This is a genomic window from Candidatus Cloacimonadota bacterium (genome assembly GCA_016932035.1).
Lineage (GTDB): Bacteria > Cloacimonadota > Cloacimonadia > JGIOTU-2 > JGIOTU-2 > Celaenobacter.
On the sequence record JAFGDR010000024.1, the window covers coordinates 1 to 16,713 of the forward strand.

General features: G+C 37.1%; 10 protein-coding genes, 2 tRNA genes and 1 pseudogene. 6 read left to right on the plus strand and 7 right to left on the minus strand.

Annotated elements, in window-relative coordinates; genetic code table 11:
* The coding region (locus JW794_03695; protein MBN2017223.1) for a hypothetical protein at positions 1–1,617 on the plus strand (1,617 nt) is incomplete at its 5' end.
* A 9-nt stretch (positions 1,618–1,626) separates the two neighbouring features.
* Positions 1,627–2,283, plus strand: coding sequence for a hypothetical protein (locus JW794_03700; protein ID MBN2017224.1), 657 nt, complete (start codon positions 1,627–1,629; stop codon positions 2,281–2,283).
* Between the two features lie 326 nt (positions 2,284–2,609).
* Here JW794_03700 and JW794_03705 read toward each other — a convergent pair whose 3' ends face one another.
* From JW794_03705 to JW794_03720, 4 genes are all read right to left on the minus strand, one after another.
* On the minus strand, positions 2,610–3,965 hold the full coding sequence (locus JW794_03705) for a T9SS type A sorting domain-containing protein (GenBank protein ID MBN2017225.1): 1,356 nt from the start codon (positions 3,963–3,965) through the stop codon (positions 2,610–2,612).
* 941 nt (positions 3,966–4,906) lie between these two features.
* The gene (locus JW794_03710) at positions 4,907–7,579 is read right to left on the minus strand and encodes a T9SS type A sorting domain-containing protein (GenBank protein MBN2017226.1); all 2,673 of its coding nucleotides are present in this window, start codon (positions 7,577–7,579) and stop codon (positions 4,907–4,909) included.
* Between the two features lie 761 nt (positions 7,580–8,340).
* A tRNA-Glu gene (locus tag JW794_03715) sits at positions 8,341–8,415 on the minus strand.
* Positions 8,416–8,432: 17 nt separating this feature from the next.
* Positions 8,433–8,507 (minus strand) — tRNA-Lys (locus tag JW794_03720).
* 126 nt (positions 8,508–8,633) lie between these two features.
* Between JW794_03720 and alaS the strand changes: the two genes are divergently transcribed.
* The gene (gene alaS / locus JW794_03725) at positions 8,634–11,300 is read left to right on the plus strand and encodes an alanine--tRNA ligase (protein MBN2017227.1); all 2,667 of its coding nucleotides are present in this window, start codon (positions 8,634–8,636) and stop codon (positions 11,298–11,300) included.
* Positions 11,293–12,237, plus strand: coding sequence for a diacylglycerol kinase family lipid kinase (locus JW794_03730; GenBank protein ID MBN2017228.1), 945 nt, complete (start codon positions 11,293–11,295; stop codon positions 12,235–12,237). Before alaS ends, JW794_03730 begins: the two co-directional genes overlap by 8 nt.
* Positions 12,238–12,308: 71 nt before the next feature.
* Here the strand turns inward: JW794_03730 and JW794_03735 are convergent, their stop codons facing one another.
* Complete coding sequence (locus JW794_03735; protein ID MBN2017229.1) at positions 12,309–14,084, minus strand: hypothetical protein; 1,776 nt, start codon at positions 14,082–14,084, stop codon at positions 12,309–12,311.
* 273 nt (positions 14,085–14,357) lie between these two features.
* A pseudogene (locus JW794_03740) lies at positions 14,358–14,821 on the minus strand (pyridoxamine 5'-phosphate oxidase family protein).
* A 325-nt stretch (positions 14,822–15,146) separates the two neighbouring features.
* Between JW794_03740 and JW794_03745 the strand changes: the two are divergent.
* Entirely contained in the window at positions 15,147–15,365 is a 219-nt protein-coding gene (locus JW794_03745) for a helix-turn-helix transcriptional regulator (GenBank protein MBN2017230.1), read from the plus strand.
* On the plus strand, positions 15,355–15,690 hold the full coding sequence (locus JW794_03750) for a hypothetical protein (GenBank protein MBN2017231.1): 336 nt from the start codon (positions 15,355–15,357) through the stop codon (positions 15,688–15,690). Before JW794_03745 ends, JW794_03750 begins: the two co-directional genes overlap by 11 nt.
* Positions 15,691–15,796: 106 nt before the next feature.
* Here JW794_03750 and JW794_03755 read toward each other — a convergent pair whose 3' ends face one another.
* On the minus strand, positions 15,797–16,711 hold the full coding sequence (locus JW794_03755) for a DUF4340 domain-containing protein (protein ID MBN2017232.1): 915 nt from the start codon (positions 16,709–16,711) through the stop codon (positions 15,797–15,799).
* Between the last annotated feature and the right edge of the window lie 2 nt (positions 16,712–16,713).

Here is a 16,713-nt window from a genome sequence, read left to right on the forward strand (position 1 = left end):
AATGTCGTTGATAAAAAACTCGAACAATATTATGGGAAACGTGGAGAATATTATACTTCAGTCATCACTGAATTAAATGATGATGGACTTGAAGTTAACACGACTAAAGAAATCAAAGATAATGAAAGAATAGAGATTTATAGCTTCGATGCCAATTACAGCACGGATAGTTTTGACCTCTCGATGTTCTATCATGTACCTCGTTTCCATTGGGGCTATGAAGGTGATTTCTATGGACTAATGTATGAAGCAACAGATATGGAAGGAATGGATATCTGGAATGCTAAAGCACCCTATGGATTTGAATTTATCGGAAAAAATTTCATGCATGGACTCACTGTCGTGGCAGGTCCCGAAGTTTATTGGGGCGCAAATCCTAAAGCGATGATCAAATATGATTTTGGTAACTATAAATTTAAATACACACTTATCCATGCTGAAGATTTTGTGAGAGCTAATGCATCTGCAACTGCTACAGAAGCAACATCACGTGCAACTCGCCAGACCTCACTCTGTATGGAGACGAACATTATACCAAAAACAAAACTCGAAATAGGATACCTCTTTTCTGGTAGTGAAAGACTAGATGAAAAATTCTTCTATGTGGGCAACGATACAACGATTTATGAAGATAAGATTAAATTTGAAGACACTCAAGGAATTAAAACTAAGATAACCTTTAATCCGTTTGGTGGAACTTTGGTTGATGCCTCCTTTACCTATTCAGGATTAGTTGCAAATGCTGGTAATCCATTGCGAGAATTCGATACTACAATGCCTTATTCAGCTCTTGGAAATAAAATTGTCTATGAAGGTGGTATGCTAGTCCCATGGGGTAATTTCTGGCTTTTACCCAGATTCATGTATAGACAAAACCTCATTGGTCCAAATCCAAGTATCGAACCTTACACAAATGGTACTGAATTCTACCCGGGGCTTTCTCCTCGCAACAGCGATAGTGATCCATTTGCTGTGCTGGACAATAGAGAAGCAACCTCTGGTGAATTCTTTCTGACCTATGATCCTACTCCAGCAAGTTATTTCTATGCATGGGATAGTGACTACAGAGAGGATGCTGACCTAGCGTTTAGTATAGGTGGAAATTACACAAAGTATGAAACTGCCACTGACGCATATCTGTTCTATTATCAGCAAGGAAAGACAAATGTTCCCTTTGCCAGCGGTTTACCAGCAGAAAATGTCTGGTTGTTGAAAGGACGTTTTATCATGAATCCCAGCAGAACTCTCAAAATCATTGCTAATATCGAAGGTGGTAGACAGCAATCAACTGGGAATCCAGAAAGAAATTCTCCAAAATACCTTTCATTTGATAGTAAGGTGATTATCAATAAAAAACATATCATTTCCTGTTATGCAAAGAAGAATGCCTGGGGACCTTATGACTGGTATCGTCAGTTCAACATAACGTTCCCCTATCAATTCATGTTTGACTATTCAGTGTTGATCGACAATTTCCTGAGTGAAGAATTCTCGAGCAAATTAGGATTTAAAACTATATTCAGAACGCTTGATGAAAATTCTCCTGGGAATGAAAATTCTGATGAAATGAGTGATTATGAATTTCAAACAGGTGTCTATTTCAGGATAGATTTTTAGGAGAACATTATGAAACATAAAATTTTACAGGAGAAAACAATGAGAATAAAATTATTAGCAATATTTTCGATTATTATTATACTATTAGTACTTTTGTCTGCTTGTGATCGAAAAAATGGCTCAATCGTTGATATCATTGAGTTGCCAACTGATTATCAACTTACTTTATATGGGGCTGATGAAGGCATCTATCCAAACACTGATATCTTGAACGATCCAGAAAACCCATATGCAGATGCGAATGTATATATGGGTAATGTGTGGGATCTCAATGATGAATGCCCGTCTGCAAAATCAAAATTCTATTTATGGGCTACAATCTTAGCGAAAAGTCCAACTGGTGAATATCAATACTTTACTGCAAAGTCTTTGCACGAACTGTATACAGTAGGTGGTAGTGAAAATGCACGAGAACAGGCCAAAAGAGCCTACAGGGCAGTGTTAGATCATTTCTTCAACTCGGTTACCTGGTGGGAAGCTGATTGGCTCAATGATGAAACCTATTACCCTATTTTACTCAGAAACATGGTTGGAGAAACACTATATGATCCTTCTGAAATGAACCTTTTACCATTGTATAACGATCCAGCCCAAGCACTCGCAGCAATGGGCGAATGGGGATATTATTATAATACAGAACTAAAAACCGTCTCAAAAATAAATTAGTTCAATCCATCTTATATTGCTAAAGTGAATAAAGCCGTCACAAATGCGACGGCTTTTTTTTATAAGAAAACTTTGAAGAAAACCAAGCATGAATTGAACCCCACAATTCACTGATATAGTGTCAGTTACAGGTTTTGTATTGCTAGGTTAAGAAAATGGGTGCTTTTTATCGAACACCCTTAATTTACTTATTATAAGTTATTTACGAGATATTTCTCGCAAGAAATCACAAATGGTGACCCTTAACCTCGAAGATTACATTGAGATCTATAAAGAGCTCGTGGTGATGAATGAAGTACTGAAGGATTTGCTGTGATTGCCAGCTACTACTTAACCTTCACCATCTTCCTCACCACTGCATGTCCATTATACTCTAACTTATATAAATATGTTCCTGGTGCAACCTGTGTTCCATATTCGTCTGTACCATCCCACAAAATCTTGGTTTTTGCCCAGAAATTGTTGGTTCTTCCATCGAAACTTCGAATACGTTGTCCTCGTGTATTGTATATTGAAAGTTTGTAATCTTCTACTCTTGTATAATCCGCTGTGATGAATAATATTTCGGTCTCATTCGTAAAGGGATTCGGTGTATTTTGGAATAAATACAAATTATGAATAAAACTCGTATCCGGTTGATCCACACTGACTGTATCCTGGCACTCATACGCGCCGATGTCTATTCTTCCATTAAATATTCTCGGATTTCCTGCCAGGTCCGTTGCAGGTAAATGCAGTCCCGTTGTATCCGGCGTGCCTGCATCTATGCAGGGAGAATATTTTGTTAACTCATAGCTGAACGGATCCCCACCAACAAACAACGGATCCTCGTCTATGTTGCCGTCTCCCCAATATAATGTACCATTATTATTTGTGTTGATTGCATCTATGCCGCCGTCAATATTGCAGTACTCCACAGAAGCAGAACAAGGATCTCCAATTGGAGAAAACCATATCTCAGTATCCGGTTCATTCCTAAGAATCGTATTAATTAAATGTATATGACTATCATCAACTAAGCGTATTGTTCCTTCAGAACAGTCCTTGTTATCAACGACAGTAGAATTTATCAAATAAGCACTATCATAACTCCATGTTATTGAAATACCACTACAAAGAATTCCATAATTATTTGTAATACTTGTATTTACTATTACCGGACAAGTATTATTACTAAACGTTATAGCTCCAAAATTATCAGTAGCTGGATTCACAATATTACCCCTTATCTTACAATTATTAAGTAATAATGAAGTATTGAGTCTTGCACTTAATGCAACTGCGTTGGTCTCACCTAAAGAGCTTATATCTACATTTTTCAGTGAGGATAAACAATTTGAATATAAAAATAAATGTGATACTCCATCTCCAATACAATCATTATTTTCTATAATGATATTTTCAAAATTTACCGATGAATTATAATTAATATCTATACCACCTACATAATGTCCAAAACCATTAATTAGAGAAATATCTTGTACTACATAATCCGAAATTTTATCTATTTCAAACAGAATTGCTGTTTGTTCTGCATTGATGACAGTAAGCTCTTTACCTGCACCTTTTAAAGAAAGATAATCCTTCCCACCAAATGCAAAGAATTCACCAGTTACAGATGGTGAATACGTACCTTCTGCTAAATAAATTGTGTTTGGATGCGTACTATCCGATTCTGTCATAATAAGTGCATAATATATATTCTTTAACGCATTATTCCAATCCAAACCGTTGTTTGTATTATAACCATCAGGTGATACATAAATATCATGATTAATTTGTTCTATCTTGTGATTGTTGACTGTAATTATGATAGTTCCATGTCGTGAATAAGCATAGAATTTATCTGGTTCCTGGACAGTAAAGGTATCAACATAAACCGTCATATTACCTAAATGATTATAAACATCACTACCAGCGGGGGCATAATTCAAATATATATCACAGGGTTCATCTTGTGAAAAAGAAATATTAACATTACTATCCCCTCTGTTGATACCTCCACCTGTTCCGTGAGCAAAATTATTTATAATTTTGGTTCCAGAAATATTTAGTTCTAGACAATCATTTACAAAAATTCCTCCTCCGATGTCGGCTACATTATTTTGTATAATACAATTTAATATATTGAATGTGTTTATAATATCATCTCCATACCCAATGTATATTCCACCACCAAAGGTATTATCATACCCATCATCATTTCCACTTCCATGCTGGATAGTAAATCCACATATACTCGCCTCATCTCCCCCGTCTTTGTTAACCACACAACTACCATTATTATTTCCATCGATAATCGTGTTTTGTATATATGCTTCATCTTCTGTTGTATAGTACTTGCTTGCAACCGTGATGTTCTTTGCTTTATAATCTATGTTCTCAAAATAGGTGCCTGGATAAACAAGAATAATATCTCCGTCAGATGCGTTATCTATACCCTCTTGAATAGTTGTGTAGTCTCCGGTACCGTTGATGTCTACGATTATGGTTGATGACCAGATATTAGTAAAAGGAAGTATAATTAATATAATTGCTATGGATAAATTTTTCATCATTACCTCACCCCCGTTCCCCCTCTCCGAAATAGATCAGAGAGGGGGTATTGGAGTTTATTATACTTTTATTTCATGAGTAACATTTTGTGAAGAGCGGTTTTATTGCCTGAAGTAAGTTTATAGAAATAGATGCTGTTCTTTACGTCGTTACCATATCTGTCCCTGCAATCCCACGAAACAGAATGATATACATCCTTGCTTCCTGAAGATATGATACAGTCACAATCGATGGTTCGTACCAATTGACCACGTATGTTATATATGTTTAGTTCCGTATGTGCTGCATTCTGTTCAGGCATGAACCTGATCGTTGTCATGTTCGTTCTTACTGGATTCGGATAATTCTGTAACAATGTGATTGTGTGAATAAAAGAGGATTCATTTGTATTCAGTTTAACTGTTGCAAAGGATTTTCGTTCATAGTAGAGGGGCTTTGCAATATATGCCTGGTTTTCATTACTATACATAATGAACGGAATCGATTTAAAAGGTTCACCTTTTTGACCTTCGTAGTACAATTTGAATTCCAGTCCGTTATTACCATTCTTTAATGTTTCAGGGGTATATGCGAGGATCTGAACCGGATAATTATTATTATGCACTTTACTCGCTCCAATACATTGATCATCACTGAACACCGCAATCTCAGCAATTGATGAATCTGAATAGACTGTATCAATATTTATAGCCATATAGTCGATTTTTTCAGTATAGGTAAAATAATCGGTCATTTCTCTTGTCTTTGGTGGAACTGGTGGAGAGGATTCATTCCAAACGAGATCACATTCCTCATACACTTCTATTATATAAAGTTCTCCTGGATTTACAGTGAGAGAATCAACAATGCAGGGAGTCGTTCCGGGTTCCGGACGTTCAACAGCCCAGTGCTCCGAATACACAGCACTCCATTCATCCCATATCGAATCAAACGCGTCTGTAAAAGCAGCCGGTTCTTCCAAAAAACAGCCAATCCAATTCTCCTGCTCAGTAAGAAGACCTATCTTTGTGCTCTCATCGAGCCATGTGCCGGAGATACCCTTCACGGGTATGTCATCATATTGCTCCTTTAATTCAATCTTATAGCCCTGCCTGCTGTCAAATTCATCATCCGTTAAGTCAATCTGCCATCCTTGGTTATACCAAACTGCTTCATTATTTTGATAAACAACTCTATAAAGAATGTCATCATTATAAAATTGATCATCATCCATTAATCCCTGTTTAATCAGGACGCTGTCTGCTCTCATCCAATTCGTTGTAGTTCTGTTCAATACAGGGAAAGACATCCAATCAACATTATCGAACTCTTCATTATCATAATCATCTTTGAAGTAATCATGCGAAGCAACAGGGATAGCGCCCATATCTGCAGGGGTGTCATCTGCGTCCTCGTATTGTGCACCGGGATGTCCTGTGTCTATACAGGGAGAGAAACCACCAGCATTCCACTTCAGGGTGTAATCGTCACTTGTTCTATTTGTAAAGAGAGGATCACAGTCCAAACAGTATATTTCCTGAGAAGGGGATGAATCATAGTTACCTAAACTGTTATCATAAAGATCGGAATATCCAACAACTAATAACTCGGTCCCAGTATTCCATCGTATGCCGTATCCTTCATTAAATGCAATGATATTGTTGTAAATACCATTATAATATCCTGAATCACCTAAATATACAGCTGCTTTATTAAGATCATACATACTATCATAGCAATCATTATCAACAATTGTATTATTATTAATTATGTAAGAATCAGAACTTGAATACGAAGGAACATGTCGGATGCAAATGACGGAACTTGAATAATCACAGTTATTTTCATAAATCATATTACCTGTAATTGCAATTTCAGCATTATCAGTTAGATGAATTAATTGTTGAGAATCATTATTATATATTGTATTATTAATAATTTCAATCGGATCTTCATTATCGTCCCATGAATCATCGAATTCTGAATAAAGCAATGAAGCCTCACTGACTGAATAGGTATCGTACGTATTGTTATAGATGTTATTATTATCAATAGTTGGTGAATTATCATCATCTGCAACGATATAAATTGCAATACCTTCTCGATCTACAGTGGTAGCGTATCCTAAATAGGAACTTAACCTATTATTGTAAATATCATTATTTCGGATTGTAACATTATCCTTACATGCAATTGCAATACCACCTTCAACGTCAATTCCTTCATTATTTCTAATGACACAATCTTCTACAATAGTATTTCCTTCACAATATATTGCAATTCCCAAACCATAGTGATTAGTTCCTGTTGAATTATCATAAGTACAATACTCAATAACGCAGTTTCTTATGATTGGTGAAGCTCCATTAGTACAACTAATTACAGCTCCTTTCTCGGGACTATGATCTCCATCGAATTCAAAATCCCTGATTGTGAAACCATAAATTAAATCATTATTGTTGATATTAGAATCTGTTAAATTGAAAACACTATAATAACTAAGATCTTCCTCACCATCTATGATGCAATTATCGGGACCACCGTATGATCTTACCGTTATATGTTTGTTTTGCCAGCTAAGATTATTCTCGTTATAAACACCATCTAAAACCCAGACAACATCACCATTCTGTGCATTATATATGCCTGCTTCAATGGTTGTATAATCTCCATTGCCATTGCAGTCAACCACTATCGTATCAGCAAAACATATTGTTAATGTTACTAATGTAATTACTATCGTAAGAAATATCTTTTTCATGTTAACCTCATTATATTTTTTTCCTTTATCCCGTTTTTCCTCCTTCCTATAAAGGTAATTCGTAAAGGAGTATTCCCGGCAATCTCAATATTCCATTTCATAAATTCCTTTCTACTATGTTCGAATTTTTTGTCAATAAGAAAACCTATCTATTTTGGGAATCACGATAGATAGGTCTGTTCAACTGAATTTGTTCTTACCTGTAACATAATCAAAGGAAATGGTATTCTTTACATTTTTATTTTTTTCTGTAAATTCCTTACTTGATAAATAATAAATAGATGCAACACGTATCTTTATAAAATAATCATATAAAATAATTCTTATAGTCATGATTCTCTATTTAATCTCATTCTTTTTATATATATCATAAAAATACCTATTTTGTGACGCCACCACTCAAAAAAGTTGGAATTTCTTATCAAATATATAAATAATGAGTAGTAAAACAGTAAAAGAAGAACTCGGTTTGTACCAAAAGATGTAATATTTTCATTTACAGTTACGGTTATGATTTGTTTATGAATGCGTAAACTTGAATTGGTATACTTTAATCTACAGGTAAATTATTCATTAAAATATCAGAATTGCCTAATAGACCCAAGGGGAATCGAACCTCGCAATTCATTGCTATAGAGTTACTTATAGATTTTATCGTGACTATGTTTGATGGAAAATGAAAAAAGGGTGCTCTTTATCGAACACCCTTAATTTACTTATTATAGGTTACTTACGAGATATTTCTCGCAAGAAATCACAAATGGTGACCCCAAGGGGAATCGAACCCCTATTGCAGGAATGAAAATCCTGAGTCCTAACCGTTAGACGATGGGGCCTAAAGGAAAAAACTAAATGGTGAGCCAGGAAGGATTCGAACCTTCGACTCTCGCCTTAAAAGGGCGATACTCTACCACTGAGTTACTGGCCCGTGAGTTCGCTACATTTTTAAGCACCCATTTGTTTGTCAAATTTTTTGGTCTTAGCTCTCTTACGTGATTTTTCTTGACAGCACACGTGTCGAATTTTGTGTAACCACAAAAAGGATATCATTTTCATGCTTACCAGTTCGCAGACCAGAAAAAGCTTTTTAGACTTCTTTGCAGCAAAAGGTCACGAGATAGTTCCTTCTGCTCCACTTGTGCCGATCAACGATCCTTCACTGCTTTTTACAAACGCAGGAATGAACCAATTCAAGGACATCTTTCTTGGAACCGGTTCACGAGATTACACACGAGCAGTTGACAGCCAGAAATGCCTTCGCGCCGGAGGTAAACACAACGATCTTGAGGAAGTTGGAAAGGACGAATATCACCACACTTTCTTCGAAATGCTCGGTAACTGGTCATTCGGTGATTATTATAAAAAAGAAGCGATCGAATGGGCATGGGAACTGGTTACCTCAATCTGGAATATTCCCAAAGACAGATTGTATGCATCGGTGCATTATGAAGATGATGAATCCTTTGAGCTATGGAAAAAGGTCACAGATATAGCACCTGAGCGTGTACTTAAATTCGGTGATAAAGACAATTTCTGGGAAATGGCAGATACCGGTCCCTGCGGACCGTGCTCGGAAATCCATTATGACCGAGGAATAGACCATTGTTCTCACAAAGATGATCCAAACCATATCTGTGAAGTGAACGGTTCATGCGGACGCTATGTCGAGATATGGAATCTCGTGTTTATACAATTCAACCGTCTTGAAAATGGAGAACTTATAGACCTGCCCAAAAAGCATGTGGATACCGGCGCGGGTTTCGAGCGTCTCGTTGCAATTCTTCAAGGCAAAACATCAAACTATGAAACCGATCTGTTCATGCCGATCATTTGTCAAATAGAAAAGATTGCAGATACAAAATTTGAAGATGACAAACATTCGTTTCGAGTAATCTCAGATCATATACGAGCCCTGACATGCGCTATTGCGGACGGCGTACTTCCTTCAAATGTTGGAAGAGGATATGTCATCAGAAGAATCTTGCGCAGAGCAACACGCTTTGGCAGGATCATCAATATCCACAAACCTTTCCTTGCAGAGCTTGTCGATACAGTCTGTGATATTCTTGGTGATCAATATCCTGAGATCATCGAGAAAAAGATGCACGTCAAGATGGCGATCAATGCAGAAGAAGAGCGATTCAACCAGACGCTGGATATGGGAATCAGTAAATTCAACGATATCGTTGATCAACTCGGCACCAGCACCATTATCTCAGGTAAAAATGCTTTTATGCTTTATGATACGTATGGATTCCCCCTTGATCTCACTGAGCTTATGGCTGAAGAAAAAGGTCTGGAAGTTGATAAAAGGGGATTTGAAAAAGAGATGGAAGCACAAAAAGCTCGTGCACGCGATGATGCTAAATTCGATCACCAAAAAGACTCATTTTCAAAACTGGATGTGCCGGCAGAACATAAAAGTGAATTCATCGGATATGAAAACGACGCAGCAAATTGCAGGATCGAGCATTACTATGTTGATGAGGACAATAATGTCGTGCTTGTACTCGACAAAACTCCGTTCTATGCAGAATCCGGCGGTGAGGTTGCTGATACGGGAAAAATATTCAATAGCGAATTCGAGATAGTGGTTGAGGATGTGCAGAAACAAAATGATGTGATCTTTCATTTTGGTAAGTTGGTCAGCGGTGCAATAAAAGAGAAAAATGTAAAAGCGCTTGTCGATCTTGAACGACGGAAAAATATTGCGCGAAATCATACTGCAACACACCTTCTTCATGCAGCACTTCGTGAAGTACTCGGCACCCATCTCCATCAGAAAGGTTCTCATGTTGCGCCGGATAGATTAAGATTCGACTTCACTCATTTTCAGCAGGTTTCCACCGAAGAACTCGAGCGAGTTGAACGTCTTGTGAATCAAAAAATCATCTCGAACATTCCTGTCAACCCCTCAATTGAAGATCTCGATAACGCACGAAAAAAAGGAGCGATGGCTCTCTTTGGTGAAAAGTACGAAAAGAAAGTACGGGTTATTGGTATTGGTGACTATTCGATGGAGCTATGCGGAGGTCTGCACAGCCAGCGAACGGGTGATGTCGGTTTTTTCAAGATCATTTCAGAAAGCTCTATCGCCGCAGGGGTTCGCAGGATCGAAGCAGTAACAGGTCTTTTCGCCTATGATTTCGTTAAAGAACACGAGCACATTCTTCATCAGATACAAGGGCAGTTGAATACAAAATTATCTGAAGTTCCAGAAAAAATAGATAAATTGCATGCTGAAAACAAGGAACTGCGGAAGCACATCGATGGACTTGAATCATCGACGTTAAGGGATGTTATATCTGAACGTATTGCGCAAAAAATCGAGGTGGAAGGTGTTGCTGTTGTGTCCGGAATTCTCAACGTGAATGACGTTCATCAACTCAAAGAAGCTGCTGATATACTCAGGCAAAAAATTGGTTCGTGTATCGGCTTATTCGGTGCAGCAATCGATGATAAAGTCTCCCTCGTATGCATTGTGACCAAAGACCTGACCAAGCGTTTTCATGCTGGTAAGATCGTGAACAAAGCTGCTGCATACGTAGGCGGCAAGGGCGGCGGAAAGCCAGATATGGCAATGGCTGGCGGAAAAAATCTTGAGGGAATGAAAAACCTTTTTGAAGAAATCCACAAAATAATAAAGTCTCCTTTTTCAAGAAAATATTTTACAGAAAATACTAAAAAATCCGAAACGAATAGCAACAACAAAAATGTATAAAATTATTCTCAATCCGTTTGCAGGCAAAGGTAAAGCATTCAAAAGTGTTCGTCATATCGAACATTTTTTTACTAAACTCGATATGTCATACGATTTGGTGCTGACAAATTGCTCGCGTCAGGCGATCGACTTTGCCCACGAAGCTGTTATTCAGGGGGTGGAGAACATTATCGCCGCAGGTGGTGACGGCACCATAAATGAAGTGATTAACGGCATAATGAAATCCGGTTATCCAAATAATGTTAATGTTGGCATTATTCCCATTGGCGGTGGTAATGATTTTGCAAAAAACCTTGTTCTTCCTCACAAACTCAAAGACGTCATAAAAATCATTCAAGATCATCATGTTAACCTTGTGGATATCGGGCAGGTGGAAGATTTTTATTTTATCAATACGCTTGGTGTCGGCTTCGATGCGCAGGTTGCAATATCATATATAAAAAACAAGTGGCTCAATGGATTCCCAGGATATATGTATGCGGTGATGAAAGCCCTCATCCGAAAAGACAGTTATTATGTAACGCTCACGATCAATGGTGAAACATTTAAGAAAGATGCACTTTTTGTTACCGTTGGGAACGGCATTTGCTGCGGTGGACAATTCTACCTGACACCCGACGCAAAAATTGATGATGAAGAGTTCGATTTCTGCGTTATCGATAAACTGTCCAGACGTAAGATATTGAAATTCATCCCGAAAGCCGTGAAAGGCTTGCATACCGAACTGCCTGCAGCACATATGTACAAGGGACAGCAAATACTCATCCAATCACAGCGTGACCTGCCCCTCTATATGGATGGCGAAATTCCTGAACTGAATGATAAAAGAAATATACTTGTAAAAATACTTCCGCACAGAATCAGATTAATCACTCCAAAATACGACTTTGATCAGGATCCTCGTTCGTTTGGTGAGATGGGGTCGGATACCCAATAACCAATATCCAACTTCAATTTATCATAGCCAAATCAGAGTTCAATGATGTTAAGGTCGATAGTTTACCCTGATTATTGTGGCTGATCACTAACCACCACTTTAAAGAACTTCTTATTTTGTCCTGATAAAGGATAGTTATAATTCAAGTCATCAACTACATCTATCAGGTGAACATCATCACAAACAAAATCAGGTGAATCTCCGGCATACAGCTTATACCAGATTCCATTTAGCTCAGGATATAAATTACCTTGGTATGTACCATATTCCACTTCATCCCAGCTTATATTCATAATAGTCCCAGTTTGAGTAATGTAAAGTTCAGTTTCATCAGGTGCAATATTATCAACTGAATAGCCGGAATCAGGAAGAGATGGATGATAAATCAGAGTAACATCAGTATGGGCAAGGATTTGAAATGTTGAATAATTCGTGGAGACATAACTCGAATCTTTGCAGGTAGGTGCAAAAACGGAATATTCTGCATAACCAGTTGCGGGAATTTGTGAAATAAATGTAAGTACTTCATCGTCTCGTTTCCAATAATATTGTTTTGAATTATCTTTAATAGATCTTTCAATTATTTCCTGAGGATTATAAAAGATATCAGTCGATCCTTTTTCACTAAATTCATCATCATATCTCCATACAGAATAGGATTCTATCGTTACGGGAGAATTCGGTGCATCGTAAGGACTTCTATTCCAAATAAGTTGTACATTTCTACCCTGATCATCAGGAACATCTGTAACACCTGTTATGACTGGTGCTGCTGCAGATCTATCAAAATAGTACGCTCCCATATCTGTAATTGTTGCATCGGGATCAAAGGGTGAAGCTGGATCACCGGTATTTATACAGGGAGACATGGTCGCATCGGGAACAGGAAAATTATCCCAAGTGAGATGATAATCATCATTTGCTGCATCAGCAAATAGGGGATCGGAATCAATATTTCCAGTGCCTGTATAACCACCTTCTATATCCGAATAAGTTATAGTGATTGAACTATTTGTATCAAGATAGATTTCCTCAGGAGAATTATTCCATAAAATTGAGTTAAGTATATTTGGATTTGCAGTAAATCTACATGCAATGCCACCACCAAAATTTGCAGTGTTATTTGTTACAGTAATATTATTAAATACTGGATTACAATCCCAGCAATAAATTCCACCACCTAAACTACTCGTATTATTTATTACAGTAACGTTACGCAGATCACAATTGGCATTATCACAACCTATACCTCCTCCAATCGAATTATCATGATTTCCTGAAACTATTACATCTTTTAGAGTTGCGCACGCATACGTTCTAAAGTACATACCTCCACCGCCCTGGCCGGATGTATTATTAGTAACTTCTACATTTTGAAAAGTTGGACTTGAAACATTCTGACAGTATACACCTCCACCTCGACTGGTCGTAGTATTAGCGATTATTCTAACATATTCGACTGTAGGGCTAGATCCTATACAAAGTATACCTGCTCCATTTTGAGAACTTATATTACCATTTGTGATTGTAAATCCGGTTAATACTGCAGATGAACTCTCTCCATTTGTAATTGTTACTACTCTTCCAGCAGCATTTCCATCAATAATAGTGCTGGAAATATAAGAAGTATCCTGCGTGGTTAAAAACAAAGAACCGACAGTAATGTTCTTTCCGTTGTAATTGATATTTTCAACGTATGTTCCAGGTTGAACAAGTACTGTATCAGAATTTACAGCAGCGTTAATTCCCGCTTGAATTGTAGTTTGCTCTGCAGGAATGTTGATAATCGTTGAATTGAGATGATTGAATAAAAAACAAAAGCAAAAAACAAGGAACAATTTTTTCATGGCTTCTCCTATAATAAAATCATTGTCGATTGCATACAATATCCTTTTAAAATTCATTCTTCGGTATAGACAAAGGATATTATTAAACTACTAGTAATTACTTATATCAGATAAAATTAATGAAATATAATAAAACAACGTTAACATCACAATATGTTAAGAACTATACACTTCTATTCTTTTTTTAGAATTTCCCAATTCTTATCTTACATTTTTCGTAATATGATTAGCTGTCAAGAAGTATATACTTTAATAAAAAAAGTCAAATGACTGTTATTCTCTCCTCTTGCCAGTTATATGCTCGATTGTAATTTTAATTACTGCAACATCATTACCGGCTTTTATTATCTCTCTCTTTCCTTCAGGCATATATTCTTTCGCATATTTCTTCAGGATCAAAATTAGAGCTTTTCTCTTTTCATCATTCTGCGGTTCGGAAGCTCTTCCAAAAATAATAACACTTTGATACCTGGCACTGAACTCTTCGGTATCACTTCGGTTGGACCAACCACACAAAACGACACTTTTGTATTTTTCCTAATACCATCCAACTTTTCCCCTTCCGATGCACAATGAATATAGATCGCATTATTATGATACACATAGTGAAGTGGAACAGCATACGGGTATTCATCATCTCCAATCGTTGCCAGCACGCCGTATTCACTCTTTTTTAAAAGTGCTTTAGTTTTTTCCGTTGTGAGTTTTCTATCCTGTCTTCTCATTTTTCGAAACATATGTATCTCCTGCTGTATAACGTAAAAGAATTACTTCAATTTTTTCCTTTTGAATATAGTACGTTTTGTCAAGAAGCTTAAGTTTAATTAAACCATAAAAAAAAGTTCGAATGATATACACAAATCATTAATCGGTAACAATCTAAGGTTTGGCAACCAGATCATAATATTTTCTCTTTATATCTGAGTAGCTGTCTCAAATACTGTCACTGAATGTCAATCACGACTCGGTTAACGGTAAGTTTTCACTATTATACATTACAATTTGTAAATTAAGCTTGACATAATTATATCTTTACTTTCCATTTGACACCAAGGAGATACAATGAAAATTGGAAATCATTTAAAAGTCTGGAGAGCCCGGTTTGATATAACTCAAGACGAGCTCGGTAAATCGGTTGAATTGAGCAGGCAGACGATTCATTCGATCGAACGGGGTAAATTTATTCCCTCAGTACATTCTGCATTAAAGATTGCAGCATATTTTGAAACAACTGTTGAGGAAATATTCTATTTAAACAAGGAGAACAAAAATGAAACTTAAAGGAAATTATATTCTGATGTTCGTGATCCAGTTACTTTCAGGAATATTGACATACTTTGCATGTCTGAAATATGACATTTATGGCGTCATTATAGGCTTTGTTCCCTTCATGATCGCCTTGATACTTGTGCAGATAAACCATAAACCAGATGAACGGGAAGAATCCCTCTTGCATAAATCTAACAGTTATGAAGGTATCATTGTAGCAATTGTTATGGTGCTAACCTATCTTCGATTCCCAGAAGTAAACTGGTTCTATATCTTTGTGTCCTCAATTGGAGTTGTGCGCGGAATTGTAGGCGTTCTGCTATTTCTTTTTGCATAATACCAGATCATATCGTCAGAGCATTTATTTCGAAAGCCCAAATTTTGGTTTATAAAAAAGACCTTCGAGCAATCTCAAAGGTCTTTGTATTTTTGATTATCGTTGGTTACTTTTTCTGGTAATCAGAACCTGTTCTCTTAAATCTATCCACTGCATATTTGGAAATGAGAAATATCTGATCAGCAGCGTCCTGTTTAACATAGTATTGATTTTCATCTTTTGGAATAAATCTGCAGGCATATTCAGGACCTGTCAACGTGCGCACTTCCACAAGCACTTCTGGATTTCGCCAGTCAACATCGACGGGTTCTTCCTGGAATTGCTGTGCCTTGAGAGGTGAAAATGCTTTCGTAATAGCACCAATATCATTCTGGTGGACTTCCATGTAATCATCACCCTGTACGATAGACCATAGTGAATCGATAAGTGTAAAGACAACGGTTGTATCATTCCAGGTAACTTCAACCTGCTGGAGATCATTTTGAGGGATATTTATGATCGCTTTATCTCTCCATTGATCGAGGGGACGATCAAGAGTGTAAGACAAGTTTCCCTGCACAGCATAGACCTTATCCGAACCCTCTTCTCGAATATAGGTGTTCATGCCGGACTGATCTGTTTTACCAGCATAGAAATCGAGCACCATCACATCACCTTTATAGACCTTGATGTTCGTGCCGGTTTCTCCATTCACCTCGAAGATAGACTGTTTTTCGGGATTCTCAGAAACAATGGTTTCGAACTTCATATCAGTAAGAACTCTAATGAGCCGCTGCATTGCCTGCTCATCAGCAGCATACTCGATTGGATAACTCAATTCCCAATCATCATCCATGACGAATGTTACATCATTTTCTCCGTCCTGATGCATGATCTCGATCTTGGATACACCAGCTGCATCGAAGGCAGCAAAACCAGTTTGTTCACCACGTTCGAGTTTTGGTTCTATACCTTTTATAATGAAATATATGAGTGCTAATATCACGACAATAATGATAAGCCAGATAACAGATTTCTTCATTT